General features: G+C 60.8%; 20 protein-coding genes. 9 read left to right on the top strand and 11 right to left on the bottom strand.

The features are described 5' to 3' along the window. Positions 1-164: 164 nt before the first annotated feature. The 5 genes from VQ03_RS09330 (at position 165) to VQ03_RS32900 (ending at position 1,755) form a co-directional block, all read left to right on the top strand. Complete coding sequence (locus VQ03_RS09330; protein WP_048450605.1) at positions 165-533, top strand: hypothetical protein; 369 nt, start codon at positions 165-167, stop codon at positions 531-533. 80 nt (positions 534-613) lie between these two features. Continuing rightward, the gene (locus VQ03_RS32905) at positions 614-784 is read left to right on the top strand and encodes a hypothetical protein (RefSeq protein WP_157064039.1); all 171 of its coding nucleotides are present in this window, start codon (positions 614-616) and stop codon (positions 782-784) included. Next, positions 784-1,203 carry a MucR family transcriptional regulator gene (locus tag VQ03_RS30935; protein ID WP_053078473.1) on the top strand — a complete coding sequence of 140 codons (420 nt, stop codon included), beginning with the start codon at positions 784-786 and terminating at the stop codon, positions 1,201-1,203. Before VQ03_RS32905 ends, VQ03_RS30935 begins: the two co-directional genes overlap by 1 nt. Further along, the gene (locus VQ03_RS09320; RefSeq protein ID WP_048450604.1) at positions 1,193-1,582 is read left to right on the top strand and encodes a hypothetical protein; all 390 of its coding nucleotides are present in this window, start codon (positions 1,193-1,195) and stop codon (positions 1,580-1,582) included. Before VQ03_RS30935 ends, VQ03_RS09320 begins: the two co-directional genes overlap by 11 nt. Then, entirely contained in the window at positions 1,579-1,755 is a 177-nt protein-coding gene (locus VQ03_RS32900) for a hypothetical protein (protein ID WP_157064038.1), read from the top strand. Before VQ03_RS09320 ends, VQ03_RS32900 begins: the two co-directional genes overlap by 4 nt. Positions 1,756-2,436: 681 nt before the next feature. Here VQ03_RS32900 and VQ03_RS32895 read toward each other — a convergent pair. From VQ03_RS32895 to VQ03_RS31705, 5 genes are all read right to left on the bottom strand, one after another. Then, positions 2,437-2,718 carry a hypothetical protein gene (locus VQ03_RS32895; RefSeq protein WP_157064037.1) on the bottom strand — a complete coding sequence of 94 codons (282 nt, stop codon included), beginning with the start codon at positions 2,716-2,718 and terminating at the stop codon, positions 2,437-2,439. Positions 2,719-3,072: 354 nt separating this feature from the next. Further along, positions 3,073-3,717, bottom strand: coding sequence for an SOS response-associated peptidase (locus VQ03_RS09315; protein ID WP_048450603.1), 645 nt, complete (start codon positions 3,715-3,717; stop codon positions 3,073-3,075). 557 nt (positions 3,718-4,274) lie between these two features. Then, the gene (locus VQ03_RS09310) at positions 4,275-4,616 is read right to left on the bottom strand and encodes a hypothetical protein (RefSeq protein ID WP_053078472.1); all 342 of its coding nucleotides are present in this window, start codon (positions 4,614-4,616) and stop codon (positions 4,275-4,277) included. A 24-nt stretch (positions 4,617-4,640) separates the two neighbouring features. Continuing rightward, positions 4,641-5,297: an acyl-homoserine-lactone synthase gene (locus VQ03_RS31710; protein WP_048450602.1), complete on the bottom strand. Its 657-nt coding sequence runs from the start codon at positions 5,295-5,297 to the stop codon at positions 4,641-4,643. 74 nt (positions 5,298-5,371) lie between these two features. Next, positions 5,372-6,106 carry a LuxR family transcriptional regulator gene (locus VQ03_RS31705; protein WP_083467882.1) on the bottom strand — a complete coding sequence of 245 codons (735 nt, stop codon included), beginning with the start codon at positions 6,104-6,106 and terminating at the stop codon, positions 5,372-5,374. Positions 6,107-6,143: 37 nt separating this feature from the next. Between VQ03_RS31705 and VQ03_RS31700 the strand changes: the two genes are divergently transcribed. Then, the gene (locus VQ03_RS31700; RefSeq protein ID WP_167376069.1) at positions 6,144-6,623 is read left to right on the top strand and encodes a helix-turn-helix domain-containing protein; all 480 of its coding nucleotides are present in this window, start codon (positions 6,144-6,146) and stop codon (positions 6,621-6,623) included. Here the strand turns inward: VQ03_RS31700 and VQ03_RS09300 are convergent. Continuing rightward, positions 6,568-7,920, bottom strand: coding sequence for a Y-family DNA polymerase (locus VQ03_RS09300; protein ID WP_083467880.1), 1,353 nt, complete (start codon positions 7,918-7,920; stop codon positions 6,568-6,570). The two genes, VQ03_RS31700 and VQ03_RS09300, sit on opposite strands and share 56 nt — an antisense overlap. Then, the gene (locus tag VQ03_RS09295; protein ID WP_048450601.1) at positions 7,917-8,381 is read right to left on the bottom strand and encodes a LexA family protein; all 465 of its coding nucleotides are present in this window, start codon (positions 8,379-8,381) and stop codon (positions 7,917-7,919) included. Before VQ03_RS09295 ends, VQ03_RS09300 begins: the two co-directional genes overlap by 4 nt. Positions 8,382-8,724: 343 nt before the next feature. Between VQ03_RS09295 and VQ03_RS32890 the strand changes: the two genes are divergently transcribed. The 3 genes from VQ03_RS32890 (at position 8,725) to VQ03_RS32885 (ending at position 12,038) form a co-directional block, all read left to right on the top strand. Beyond that, a complete protein-coding gene (locus VQ03_RS32890; protein ID WP_157064035.1) occupies positions 8,725-9,183 on the top strand; it encodes a hypothetical protein in 459 nt (152 codons plus the stop codon). Between the two features lie 208 nt (positions 9,184-9,391). Beyond that, entirely contained in the window at positions 9,392-10,588 is a 1,197-nt protein-coding gene (locus tag VQ03_RS31695; protein WP_167376068.1) for a KGGVGR-motif variant AAA ATPase, read from the top strand. After that, positions 10,563-12,038 carry a hypothetical protein gene (locus tag VQ03_RS32885; protein ID WP_157064034.1) on the top strand — a complete coding sequence of 492 codons (1,476 nt, stop codon included), beginning with the start codon at positions 10,563-10,565 and terminating at the stop codon, positions 12,036-12,038. The genes VQ03_RS31695 and VQ03_RS32885 overlap by 26 nt, the downstream gene beginning before the upstream one ends. A 135-nt stretch (positions 12,039-12,173) precedes the next feature. Here the strand turns inward: VQ03_RS32885 and VQ03_RS09290 are convergent, their stop codons facing one another. The 4 genes from VQ03_RS09290 to VQ03_RS09275 form a co-directional block, all read right to left on the bottom strand. After that, positions 12,174-12,515: a hypothetical protein gene (locus tag VQ03_RS09290; protein WP_048450600.1), complete on the bottom strand. Its 342-nt coding sequence runs from the start codon at positions 12,513-12,515 to the stop codon at positions 12,174-12,176. A 4-nt stretch (positions 12,516-12,519) separates the two neighbouring features. Continuing rightward, entirely contained in the window at positions 12,520-12,789 is a 270-nt protein-coding gene (locus VQ03_RS09285; protein WP_048450599.1) for a Pam3-gp28 family putative phage holin, read from the bottom strand. Positions 12,790-12,822: 33 nt separating this feature from the next. Then, positions 12,823-13,398, bottom strand: a complete 576-nt coding sequence (locus VQ03_RS09280) for a glycoside hydrolase family 108 protein (protein WP_048450598.1) — start codon at positions 13,396-13,398, stop codon at positions 12,823-12,825. Between the two features lie 85 nt (positions 13,399-13,483). Next, a partial coding sequence (locus VQ03_RS09275; RefSeq protein WP_048450597.1) for a lytic murein transglycosylase occupies positions 13,484-14,041 on the bottom strand: 558 nt, incomplete at its 5' end.

The following is a 14,041-nucleotide window of genomic DNA, read 5'->3' as shown; positions in this document are numbered from 1 at the left end:
CAACCAGACCGTTATGAGCGGGCCGAATAAAGGCAAAAAATCAGATAAAACAGCCTCTTAGCGTCAAGCGCGCCAATGAGCGATGGCTCTGATTATGCCGATTTCATTGGTGAAACGTTGGTTGGTGGGGTGCCCACGTTCCGGTTCGGTTCTATGCGAACCACATGAGCGCCATCCCACCCTCCGTCCTCGCCTGGTCTCGCGGCCTCGCCAGCCTCTCGCCGGGCGTGGTCCCGTGCCGCGGGCTCCGGCCCGACGAGTGGCGCGAGACGCACGAGCGATGCACGGCATTCGTGGACCGCTGGGGCGTTCAGGCGCACGAGGCCGGCTGGGACGCGCTGCGGTTGTTCGAGGTCGGGCCTCAGACCGGCACGATCCGTGGCGATTTCTGCGGGATCCTCATGCCGCTCGCGATCGATGTGCATGAGGTCACGGCCGAGTGGATCAGGCTCGGGAAGTGGACCGCCTGTCGGCACGAGCCGATGAAGATGCCGGGCATGGTGCCAGTGTGGGAGGTCGGGAAAGGTCGTTGACATGTCCGGCTTTGCGTGCGAAAACCGGACATCGGCTGACGGGAACAGTCCCGCGGCCGGGATCGGGTAGGAGACCCACGATGGCTAAGTTCGAGATCACCGACCGCGAGGCCACCTACGCTGTCGAGGCGGCCGACCGCGATGCTGCCGTGCTTGCCTACGCTGAGCGCGCGGGCCTGATCCTCGGCCAGGACTTCTCTGACGCCAACGACCTGGTTGCGATCAACGACCTCTTCATCGAAGAGGTCTGATGATCCTCTGCCGGATCTGCGGGCAGGGATTTCGGTTCCTGCCCACCCATCTGCGCCACGCGCACCAGATGACAGCTGCAGATTACCGCGCGCAATTCGACATCCCGGCCGGCGAGCCCCTGGCGTCCGATGGCTACCGGGCAGCGCACGTCGAAAAGATGCGGCGCATGCAGGCCGATGGCCGGATCACTTACGACCATCTCCCGGAGGCAGTCGCCGCAGCGCGTGACGCCGAGCGGCCAGCCAAGCGCGGCGCCGACCGCGAGGCCCACCTGGAGCGGATGCAGGCCGTCCGACCGTGGGAGGCCAACCAACTGCCGCCCGGCGCCAAGCGCACCGACGGCCGGGATGCGGACCGGGCTCGCGAGTATCAGCGGGCCTATCGTCAGAAGAGGAGTAAGCCCAGCAATGACCGGTGAGGAGCTGCACGCGCTCGGTACGCGCGTCTGGGGCCACGGTTACCAGGCGCGCATCGCCGCTGGGCTAAAGGTCGATGTGCGCACCGTGCGACGCTGGACAAAGGGTGAGAGCCCGGTACCGGCTGGCGCAGCCGCGGAAGTCCGCGCGCTCGTCGCCGAGGAGGATGAGCGTCGCCGCCTTGAGAGCGAGGCCTATGCATTTGCTGCGCCGAGGGTTGATGCGATCCTCGCGGAGGCCCTTGCCTACCGTCCAGCCGACGTGCTTGCGGGAATCGTTGCCCGGGCGACCGAGCACATGCGGGATGGAGCTGGCCCTGTGGCAGCGACTGAGACCCTGCGCGGCGCAATCAAGGCCCTTCGAGCCGAGGGGGACGCATGACCGGCGGCGAGGCCTACCGAGCGAAGCTCCTGGCCGACAACGCGCTCGATGCACCAATCTCGGCCTACCTCGCGGATTCGTCGAAGCCGGTAGTGCTGAAGATCGGGCAGGTGCACTTCTACGTGATGGCTGCAGGCTTTGCCGGTCCGCGGCCCTTAACATACGACATCTGAAATCCAAGTACGCATCCGGCCGCGCGTCACACTCTTGACACAAAGATAGAGCTGAAATTTTTCTGCATAAAAACAAATCAAGTATCTCATAATCAGAGGGGGCCGCTCACCGTATGGGAGTGCCACATGAGAGTGCACTTACTAGCGGCAGGGATAACTGCTCTGACCTGCCTCTCCTGGATGTCGACGGCCGAGGCAGCGCATTGTCGGCTGGGTAAGTTCTATCGCCCCTCGCTCGGGGTCTGTGTCTCGCAGGCGGCCTTCCGCCGCGATGTTGGTCACGTCGTGCGCCATCACCGCACTGCGAAGCACCTCGCCCGACGAATGGAGCGAGTGCGGATCGTGTACGTTGAGCGCCGCATTCCCGTGTACCTCGAGCGGGAGAAGGCGACACCAGCTGCAGGCACGGCTTCGACCTCTGTGATACCGGCGACGACCGTAGCCAGCGCTAGCGACTCGCCTCTTGCCACCAAGGCTGATCATCGGCCGGTGGAGCCTGAGCCGCGGACCTCAATCCTCACGATGCCATACGAGATGGCGGGAAAGCAGTCGTTGAACCCCCTCCCGCCGGCGGCGAAGAACTGGGAATGGGCGCGGTAATTATCAGCTTGCTGCCTCACATAGCCACACTCAGAAGCTCCCCCGCCAAAGTGCCCCCGGTTCGGTGGCGACCTGGACGCATCAGTGACCGGCGGATGAGTTGGCCGTCGAGGATGCGGCGCCGGCTCGGCGGCGGAACGCGGTGAAGACGGCGATATAGCTGGCGCCCCTCGGATGACCGCGAAGCAGCGACAGGCCCTCATCACTCTGGCCGAGACCAGCCAGCCCATGTCGTTGGGCGAAGCGCGTCGGCTTGATGGGTATGGTGGAGCGAACAGCGCCTTCCTCGCCAGTCTCGTAGCGCAAGGGTGGATCAATGTGGATCGCGCTGCCGATGCTGTGACCCTCACCTGCGCGGGGCATGATGCGCTCGTCTCAAGCAACGGGGCGGGTGGATCGGCATGAGCCTCGCGTCCTACATCGCCCTCACAGCCGCCTTGGTGCTGGCTTGCATCCCGGGCGCGGTCCTCCTGCTCCGCCGGGCAGGTCGTCGCTCCCGTGCCCGACAAATCCGTGAGAAGGCGCGCCGTTGACCCACCCTCCCGACATCATCGAGGTCATCGCCCGCGAACTCTACGAGCTGATGCGACTGAGCAACCCCGGTTGCCCGGCCTGGGAGCATACGGATCCAGCTGATCCTCATGAGGCCGGACTGATTCAGATGGCACGAGAGGCGGCGCGGGAGTTCATCCCCACGGACGGTCCGGCACCCAGCCCTCAGATCCCATCCTGACGCGAGCCTCGCGCCACCTCGGTCATCATCTCGTCCGGAAACGGGCGCTGCAGCTGCAACGCCTCTTCCACCGGTGCCTTGAGCCACGTGCTCCACTCCTCCACGGTGGTGAGCAGCACCGGCATCGCCTTCGGGTGCACCGGCCCGACAATCCCGTTCGCCTCCGTCGTCAGGAACGAGAACAGCCGGTGCTCCTCCTCGACCGGCTCGTCCCGCTTCGGGCCGCGCACGCCCGTCCAGGGCCGCCAGATCCCCGCGAAGGCCAACAGCGGCCGGCTCTCGTCGAGGGCGAACCACACCGGCGTCTTGCGGGGCTTCGTGTCGGCGTACTCGCTGAACGAGGTGACCGGCACCAAGCAGCGGTGCGCGGGCTTGAGCCAGGGCCGCCAATAGGGCGAGGCGACGTTGCGCACGTTGGTAACCGGCTGCGTGCCGACCTTCGGAGGCGGCGGGAAGCCCCAGCGCATCATCGTCAGCACCCGCTCGCCGCCTTCGACCTGGACGACGGGCGCCATCTGGTCGGGGAAGATCCCGGGCAGCGGCGGCAGGTTGCCGGTCTCGTCGCGGTCGACCGCGAAGGTGCGCCGGATCTCGTCCTGGGAGCGAGCGAGGCTGTAGAGGTTGCACATGGCCGGGATCGTAGCCGATTGGGCACTTCACGTCCCTTGATGCCGTCCGGGCGGCCTGGAACAACAGCCAGGGTTCGCGGGCAGGGCAGGCGGTCGTATGAGCGAGCGAGACGAAGCCGAGGAGCAATTTCAGGCCTGGGTCGCTGGGCAATCGCTCGGCCCCCGGCCGCGGAAGTATGACCGCCCGAGCCCGCGGGCTCGCCGGATCTCCGACGCGATCGTTATCGTGCTCTCGGCCTTGTTCTGGGGCTTTGTCCTATTCGGGATCGTCCGGTGCGTCGGGCAGGCGATGGCGCAACCTGCCCAGCCCTCAGTCCAGAACCCGTTCGATCGCGGCGGTGCGCCGCGATCCGCGCCAGCACCCGAGCGACCGCGCAGAGCGCCTGCCGGCCCCTCCGACGCCGATATCGCCAAGAAGCTCATCGCGGAGTCGATTGCCGGCTACGATGGCCCCTGCGCCTGTCCCTACCAGCACGACCGCGCCGGTCGGTCGTGCGGCCGACGCAGCGCCTACAATCGACCGCGCGGGGCTGCACCGCTGTGCTTCGAGGAGGACGTCACGCCAGAGATGCTGGCGGCGGCTCGGGCTCGGCAGTGAGCTCAGGAGTAGCCTGGCTCAATCGGTCGTCCGCACCACCCTCGTTGCGGCGTCGGAGGGGAACGCGTCCGGGTCCGCGCCGCCGGCGCTCTGCTGCCTCATGCATGATGATGCGCGACTGGTTGGTCAGTATGTGCCCGATGTCGGACATGGCGTCGGCAGTTTCCTCCGGGAGGTTGGTGGACTGGCAGGCCAATTCCACCATCGGCTCGAGGTGATCGACGATGATGCCGAGCGCCCGCACGATGGCCGGCAGGATCACGGCGACTTCATCGATCGTCGGCGGCGTGCGGGTAAGCATGGCGGGAAATCCCGGCTAGCGGCGTCAGGAGGCGTACCGGAGGGGCTCGCCCCACTGGGCGGGCATGGAGTGGGGCAGGAGGTCGTAGGCCGTTCCTTTGAGTCCGAAGGCGCGGCGGGTGGCGTCGGCTGTGCCGGGCTTCCACTCCATGTAGATCGGCACGACGAGGTGGCCGTCGTAGCGGGTGGGCAGTGCCAGTGGCTCAACGTCCCAACCCATCGCGCTGAGTTTCGTAATCATCGTCGGGTGGACTTGCGCCAGGTAGCCGATGAGGCCGAGGGCCAGGGTCAGCTCCGTGACGGCCAGGAATTGACGCCCTGCATTCGGGTCGGCGGCGAGGCTGTTCGGGCGCCGCCACGGTGCTGCAGCACAGCGGGTCCATTCCATGATGTGGGGGCCTGTCGGCGCGGGCCGGCCTTGGAGCAGTTCCGGGTAGACGTGGGTCTGGAGGTGGGGCTTCGTGGTAGGCAGCAGGCGCGAGTAGGAGATAACTGAACCATTATCGAAGGCTGCAATGTGTACGCAGTCAGGTCCGTCAAATTGATCGATATCGCGACCATCGTTCCTGCGACAAGCTTCCCACTTCATAATGTCAACAAATACTCTGTGCCTAAATGTATACATTGCATCAAGCAAATCTGAACTCTGATGGTAATTGCTCGAGTCAACGACGGTAATCATGTCCGCTCCTCCTTATGGAGCGGACTACGAGATTATGGTGGCAGGCGGTATCCCGGGATTTTACGGTCAGCGTGTTAGTCTATGATCCCTTGTCGCAGTGCCTTGGCCACGAGATGCACGCGATTAGTCGCCCCCAACTTTTGAGCTGCGGTGTTTAGGTAGTCCTCGACTGTTCGGTGCGATAACGAAAGGATTTCAGACGTCTCCCAGCCAGTCTTGCCCGCGGCTGCCCACTGAATGCACTCGATCTCTCGTGGCGAACAGCGGGGCGTTCCCCGCTGGCGCTCAATCCGTTTGACTGCCGCCGGCGCAAGAGATTGAAGTGTCAGATCAGCATAAATGCCGATCATGTGTAACCCCGTGGCAGCGTGTTCCGGCAAATCGAAATGAGACCCACCGAACGAAATTATGCGAGTACAATTAAAATCATGGACTGGTATACAATAGCCGTTCTTCAGCCCGATCTCAGCTGCCTCTCCCATAATAATCCTGGCTAACCGTTCGTCCCTCCGAACCGGAGCCTCTGACCATTTGAAGGGGCAGGTCATTCTGCGGGTATGCGCGACGACAGGATCATGGTGGATGTAGCCGCGCTCACCGTAGCGATCGGACCACTCCGCCGGCCAACGAGCCAGCATCAGCCTGTCTTGTAGACAGTCACGTGATTTGACAGGTGCCTCGGCTATTACAAATGTATTATATCCGAAAATACTTGAAGATCTTTCCAGTATGTCATGAATTTGATTGATATTAAAACATTTTTTTATATCAGAAATTATATCAAAGCTTACATTGGTGAAATTTGTCATGACAAAGTCGTCCCGACGATGGATGTGCGTCGAAACTATGATACAGACTGCCCTTGCGCCACTGTCGTTGCACGGTTGGCGACGCCGGACGATCTACGACGCCGAATTGGATGGTACCGTGCCGATTCCAAGCGAAGACGAAATCAAGCGCTCAATCGGGAAGAAAATTCGCGAATATCGCTTAACTCGCGGCTATTCCAGGTTGAAATTGGGCATGAAAATTGGCATATCCGACGCACAAATATTTAAATATGAGGCAGGTCAGGACCACGTAAGAGCAAGCGTCTTATGGCAAATTAGCGAAGCTCTGGAAGTCCCAGTAATTTTGTTATTTGGCTCTTCTGCATCGAGCGGCTATACGGATGACGAACCGGATTATCTGTCGCTTCCAGATGAGGCGACGATCTTCGCTGCGTTCCGTAGGATTGCTCCTCCGGACATACAGGCGCGGGTCGCACGCCTCATCCTCGCTCTAGCGGTGCAGGATGGCGAGAGTCAGGGCGGGTCCAGTGGTTAAGTGCGCGCCCGGCATTTACGACCGGTACCTCGCTCAAGCGCGTCGTGAACCGCGGCGAGCGCATCTCGAACTTCGTCGACCAGGTGCGCTTCTCCACCAGCCCCGCCCGCGCGGGCACCACGGCGCCGCGGCCGAATCGGCTGTTGCAGGCGTCCATCGCTGCCATCAGCGCACCGGACTTCTCCCGGTCGAGGGCGTCGAACAGCGGGCGGGGCGCCTCTTCCAGCGGCACGAGATCGGTGGTGACCAGCCCCGCCTTGCTGTAGCGCCACGGCGTCGGGCCCTGCTCGCGCCAGGTCTGTGCGATGCCGCGGATGGCCGCATCAATCAGATGGCGGGTGTCGTTCGTGGCCTCGGGCAGGTGCACGACCTTCGAGACCGACCGCATAGGGTCGCCGCGGTCGTGCTCGCTGGTGTGGTAGAAGACCGTGACGGCCGAGACGGCGAGCCCGTCGCGCCGCAGCTTCTCGCCCAGGCGCGTCGCGTGCGCCGCCACGGCCTGCTCCAGCACCGTCCGCTCGGTGATCCGGGACGAGAACGAGCGGGTCACGGCGCAGCCCTTGCGCCGGGCCGGCACAATCTCGAGCGGCAGGCAGGCGCGGCCACGCAGCTCGTGGATGATGCGCTCGCCCACCACCGTCAGCGAGGCCCGGGCCGGGCGGGGATCGAGGTCGCGCAAGTCAGCCACCGTGTCGACGCCCATGGCCTCCAGGCGTGCCAGCGAAGCGCGCCCGATGCCCCACACCTCGCCCACCGAGATCCCGACCATCCAGGCGGCGCGCTCCGCCTCGTCGGACAGGTCGCACACGCCCCCGAGCTCCGGGACCGACTTCGCGATGTGGTTGGCGAGCTTGGCGAGCGTCTTTGTCGGCCCGATCCCGACGCAGGTCGGCAGGCCGGTCCACTGGCGAACCGTGGAGCGGAGATCCCGCGCCAGGGCCACCCGGTCGCGCTCGCGCACGTTGGAGAGATCAAGGAAGCTCTCGTCGATCGAGTAGATCTCCACGTCCGGCGCGAACTGCCGGTAGACCGTGTTCGCCCTCGCGCTCATGTCGCCGTAGAGGGCATAGTTCGAGGAGAAGACGCGCACCTTCTGTTGGCGGCACAGGTCGCGGATCATGAAGTAGGGCGCCCCCATCTTGATCCCGAGCGCCTTGGCCTCGGCGGTGCGCGCGATGGCGCAGCCGTCGTTGTTCGAGAGCACGATCACCGGGACACCGGTGAGCTTGGGATCGAACACGCGCTCGCAGGAACAGTAGAAGGAGTTGCCGTCGATCAGCGCGATCGCCCGGCTCATCGGACGACGCTCGCTCGGGCCTTCACGTGGTGCCAGCGGACCGAGAACAGCAGCACGCCCCAGAGCAGCCCTTCCTCCAGATCCTCCAGGGCGAATTCCTCGTCCATCTCCGGGTTGTCGAACGTGAGCGCCAGCCGGTTGCCGGTCATCACCAGGCGCTTGAGGCTCATCTCGCCGTTGACCACCGCGACCACGACCGCGCCAGAGGACGGCGAGAGCGAGCGGTCGACCACGGCAAGGTCCTCGTCGTGGATGCCGGCGCCCTTCATGCACCAGCCGCGCACGCGCCAGATGAAGGTGGCGGGCGGGTTCGGCACGAGCCAGCGCGGTAGCTCCAGGGCGCCCTCGATGAAGTCCTCAGCGGGGCTCGGGAACCCGGCGCAGAGGGTCGGGAGCATGAATGGGACCCGCACGAGCCCACCCGCATCTGCCGCCTCCGCACCGACCCGATAGAGACTCACGCGCGCCCTCCGTATTAGAACAAAAAGAGAACAAGCAGGTCTTAGGTTCCCGGTCAAGGCCGGGATTCCTGCTTGGCCTGACGGAATTCCTGGAGTGCGACTAGCGGCAATAGCAATTTTCATATAAAAAGCAGCGTCTACAACATATTTTTGTTAATATATACAGCGAAAATTCGAATAAATAGGATTATAATTTATAAGACCGGAAATTCACGCTTTGAAAATGACCTATTTACACCCTCGGGTTCATAAAATGGGTAGCTTCACGGCATGCTATACATGGGCCTGAGTAAATACAAAAATTCCCATATGTTGCTTAATTGATACATTCGAATCAACTATGATGGCTATCGAGTGGCAGTCACAAGGCTACCCCTCGATGTTTTTCGCTAATATCGCACAAGAAGGGCGATTCATGCCAGATGATTATGCTGCTGCCGCGGCTCGACATTATCATGATGCCGAAAGTCTGGCTGCGAATGCAAGATATGATAATGCTGGTCACTTGATAGGATTTGCAATAGAGTGCGCGATAAAAAAGAAGTTGCGAGAAATCCACAAAAACCCAACAATGATATGTGAAGGACATCATCCTACCGTGCAAGCCGAGCTACGTAGAACGTTAAGCTCCAGAGGCATGTCAGGGCCTTGGCTTTCTATATCTCAGGACAAGAAATTGTTGCAAGGCTGGCTTGTTGGTGACCGCTATTCGGCCGATGGCGCTGTTAGCCAAGCGAAGTACGGAGAGTGGCTGGCAAGTGCACAAAAAGTTCTATCGGTGGCTGGTATAAAGAAGAAATAGCAAATTCAGCTTTTGCTTAAATAGAGGCAGCACAATGATCTCAAATATAATTAGGTTCGATGATGCTCTTAGCGCGGTAGTAGGCGTAATTAGCAATATTTGCGGCACTGCCAGCTGCACGAATGGAGATATAGCATTTTTAAGAACAGCCACTGGCTCTATCGTTGTTGTTATACGGAAATCACAGGTCGTACCAAATAGGGATCTTTTGAATGAGAATCTGCTAAAAATTGGCCCCTATGTCGAGACTGACGGTCCCACTATTACACTGGAAGAAACATTTGATAAAACGCTTGAAAATATAGAAACATACAGTAAATATTTATTAAAAATATCTTTAGAACAGAAAATGTTTATATATTTACTTGATAGAAGGATCGTAGGCGCAGATTGGCTGACAGTTCCAAGGGTCGATAGTATCGCAGGCGATATACCCATTCTGGTATTCGCAAGCTTGAAGGGCGGCGTTGGAAGATCGACGGCATTATCAATAGTCGCAAAGACGCTTTCGGATGAAGGCCTCCGAGTATTAGCTATAGATTTAGATTTGGAAGCCCCTGGACTTGGATCACTCTTGCTCGAGGAGGAAAATAGGCCGGAATACGGATCTCTCGATTATTTTGTTGAAAAGGGAGACTCCGCCTTTACGGAAGCAGATTTTGCCACGCTGATGGAAGCGTCGTCTATAGTTTCTGGCATCAGCCCTGTCTATGTCGTCCCAGCCTTCGGTACAAAATCTCTTCTTAATCCAGAGAACGTTATTGCAAAACTGTCTCGGGCGTATTTAGAGGATATCTCATCGGATGGCGTTGGGCATACTTTTCTTGAGAGAACAAGAACGCTCGTAACAGGATTGCTCGCTGTTCGTACCTTTGATGTGGTATTAATCGACGCTAGGGCAGGGTTACATGAAACTTTGGCTGCGCCATTGCTAGGATTAGGTGCAGATATATTCTTTTTTGGAGTTAACCAGCGCCAAACCTTCGAAGGATATCTTCCTTTGATGAAGCATTTGGCAGATATAACAAGATTTATGCCAAACTATTTGCTAAAGATTAGAATGGTGCATGGTAAGGCGAACCTCACTGATAAAGATGATTTGAAGCTTTACCGCGATCGTGCTCATAAATTATTCTCTGAAAGTCTTTATGGAAGACCCGAGTTATCTGCTATCGAATATCAAGAGGGTGAACCATCCTGGTACGGAGTGGATGATGAGGATGGCCCACATTTTCCGTGGGTAATTACAGAAAGCGAGGGATACAGGAGTTTTGACCCGCTCAGCGCCATGGATCAGCTTGACCCTACAGCGTATAGAGAGGCGTTTGGTGGGTTTGTTGATCGCGTTCGAGATCTAGTTGTTCAAAGTTTGGAGAAGGTTGAGGCAGACGATGGCGCGGTCTAACCATTTGATGACCGACATAAGGGCGGGACTGGCTGCGATTCCGCCTGATGTTTCCCATGTTGTCGGCAATCCTCCGCATCTGCAGGAAATTCTTACTCCTCCGGGTCATGCTTTGGCACTTGATCCCGAGTCTCCAATTGTGGTTGGAGCCCGTGGGGCTGGGAAGAGCTTTTGGGCTTCAGTAATTGCAGATAGTGAAACGTTAGCGGGCGTTGCTCCTTTTTACCCGCGTTTGCGTCTAGCAGATGTAGCTGTGCGACCTGGATTTGTTGATCAACCTATCGGGATTTCTGTATCTAGAGATACGCTCGACGAATTAGCTATAGACGAGAAGAGTACACGTGCCCTGTGGTTGGTTCTTGCTATACGGGCAGCAGAAGACGTTCTCAATGAGAGCACTTGCGACTCGCTTGAGAGTGGAATGGATATTTATAAAAGGAGCGAGTCGCGCGAGCGCAGGCTCCGTGAACTTGACGAAAAGCTGAGAAAATCAGGCATCCGTCTCGTTGTCTTGTTTGATGCACTTGATCGCCTATCAGGAGACTGGTCTAATCTACGGATAAGAACAACAACGCTTCTTGAAACTCTTTTGACAATGAGGGCTTTTAGAAGCATTAAATTTAAGCTTTTTGTGCGGCCTGAGCAGCTAGAGTCCGTTCCGTCAAATTTCACCGACCTTTCAAAGCTCAAGGCTGGCTCATTTGATCTTCGGTGGACAGCAACAGATCTATATGCCTTGGCATATACTTGGTTGGCTGGTCATTCCGACTCTAGTGTGGCTTTCGCTTCACTGCTCGAGCATTTTCGCGTTCCTTCGCCCACGGTGAGAGACGGCAAAATCTCGTTGGCAGAACACGTTTTACGAGACCCAGAAATTCAATCAAAGATTTTTGTATCCATTGCTGGTCCATACATGGGCGCTGATAAACGGCGTGGTCGTACATACCCATGGCTTCCTAAGCATCTTGCCGATACACGTGGTCGTGTAACTCCGCGGAGCTTTTTGACTGCGCTTGGATCAGCTGCAAGGTTCGAAAAATTGCCTCAGCCACGCTACGCGCTCTCAATCGAGGGGATTAAACATGGCGTTAGCGAGGCATCAGTTTTGCGTGTTGACCAACTCAAAGATGAGTACAAGTGGATTGAACTTGCTCTACAGCCACTCGCGGGGCAGGAAGTCCCATGTCAGCAAGATCAGATATTTGATCGTTGGCTTGAAGCGGACACTATTCAGGAGATTCGTCGACAGTCTAGAAGGGAAGGATATCTTGCCCCGTTTCAAATGGAGACGGTTGACGACGATCCGAATTATGCACTTTTGCGTTCTTTGATGGAGATCGGCGTTGTCGAAAAACGACCGGATGGGCGTGCAAATATCCCAGATTTGTTCCGTATTGCAGCCTTGATGCTTCGTCGAGGCGGACCTCGACTCAATAGAGTGCCAATTTGAACAATCGTGCGGCTTGGGATGGCATATATAGTGCTAATTGTCATTGCTACAACTCATCTCTGCGCTCAGTAGTTTTTTGCGAGCGACTCCTGTGCGTGGAGCGGGATGCCATTTGCTTCGCTAGGCAGTAAATTTCTAATTTGCGCGCTCACGCCGTGGCGGCGGGCGGATCTCCTGCCGGATCTCGCGCAGGAGGTCGGTCGCGATCCGCACCTGCTCCTCCAGGCGCACCAGCCGGTCGCGGTCACGCTCGAGACTCTCGAGGCGGCCGATGACGAGGCCGTAGCGCTCGTCGTCCCGCTTGGCCTGCCGGAGATCGGAGGCGGCCAGATCCTCGAGCCGGGCGTCGATTTTGGCCGCGTAGGATCCGATCCAGAGAAGCTGCCCAGCGAGCCCAACGACCAGGGTCGTCACGGCCCAGAACGAGGTCCGGCGCGGCAGGATGATGACGCCCTCGGCATCTTCCGGTGGAGGCACGGCGCTACTCCGCAGGCTGGACTTTGGCGCTCGGGATCGCCTGCGCGGTCGCCGGGTCGGCCAGGATCGTCTTCACGGCCGGCACCGCCGCCGCGGAAGCGACGAGGCCGGCGTTGCGCCGGGCGTAGAGGCCCCAGCCGGTGACGAGGAGCGTGACCAGCGCGCCGGTCAGGGCGGTGGCGGTGTCGGCGTCGATCCAGCCGCGCCCGACGGCGATCCCGCCGCCGAACTGCAGCAGGGTGCGCAGCAGCGTGGTGAGCTGTTCCTGGTTCATGAGAGGCTCCTGGTGAAGGCCGGGATGTCCGCGTCATGCCGCGACGGCTTTGCCGCAGGCGGGGCAGGCGGTCCGTGAGGCCGCCCGATCGGGAGCGGTGTGGAATCCGAGCGCGGCGGCGCGCACCTCCTCGACCCGCCGGCCCCAGCCGCGGCCGAAGCGCGGCCAGGTCGAGAGCGCGCGCAGGAAGGCCAGCCGCCCGTCGCTCAGGGCGCCGATCAGCGCCGGCACGTCCCGGCCCTGAAGCGCCGCCAGCGTCACCGGCCCGAGCCGCCCGTCATCGGCCACGGCCAGCGCCCGTTGCAGCCCGATCACCGCGCGGCGCGGCCCGCTGTTCACCGCGAAGTCGAACAGCGCGTAATCCAGCCCCGCCGGCAGCGCGTCGCCCTGGATCGCGTCCCAGAACCGGCGTCGATAGATTGGGGCGACTGTCGCGACCGTCAGGGCCCGCACCTCCGCCTTCGTCGCCGGCCGGCCGAGCCACAGGCTCAGCGTGCCGATCGTGACGCCGAGGTTCGTCGCCCCGCCCGGGTCGGCGGGGTCGTCCGACCACCCGCCCTCGTGCTTCAGGACGAGCGAAAGCGCCCGCTCGAACGTCGTCGCGGTCATCAGTGTCTCCGGATTGTCAGAGGGTCGTGCAGCGCGCCGGCCGATCGGCGCAGGCGCGGATCAAGCCGTGGTCAGGGGAGGACGGTCAGAGGGCGGCCGCCTGGCGCCACAGCGCGTCCAGGGCTGCCGCATCGTAGCCGAGCGCCGCGCCGAGCTGCGCCACCATCGGGTGACTGCGCTCGAACGCCGTCGCGCCGGACAACAGCATCCGGGCGGCGAACTGCTCCGCCGCGGGCAGGCCTGCCACCGCAGCCTCGATCCGCGCCGGAAGCGTGCCGGTCATCACCGCCGCCAGCGCCTCGTCCTGGCTGATGGTGCCGGCCGCGGCCAGCGACTGGAAGAACTGCCGATCCGACACCGCCGGCAGGACAGCCGCCGGCGCGGCCTGGAGCGCGGCGAGCTGCGCCGCCAGCGCGTCGCGCTCGCTCACCGCGGCGTCGAGATAGGCCCAGACCGGCTTCTCGAACTCCGCCTGCCGGTGCGTCGCCGCCACCACGTCCGGGTCTGCGGTCAGCCCGGAGAGCCGCGCCTCCGCCAGGGCCGGCGTCACCCCCTGCTCCCGCGCCCGGGCGACGAGGCCGGGCAGGCAGGCGGCCATCGCCGGCTCTTGCGCCGCCGACGGCGTCTGCGCCCAGGCGGCCGG

It is taken from the genome of Methylobacterium tarhaniae, assembly GCF_001043955.1.
Classification (GTDB): Bacteria; Pseudomonadota; Alphaproteobacteria; order Rhizobiales; family Beijerinckiaceae; genus Methylobacterium; species Methylobacterium tarhaniae.
The sequence above is the reverse complement of the archived record's forward strand: the minus strand, read 5'-3'. Positions and strand labels throughout refer to the sequence as shown.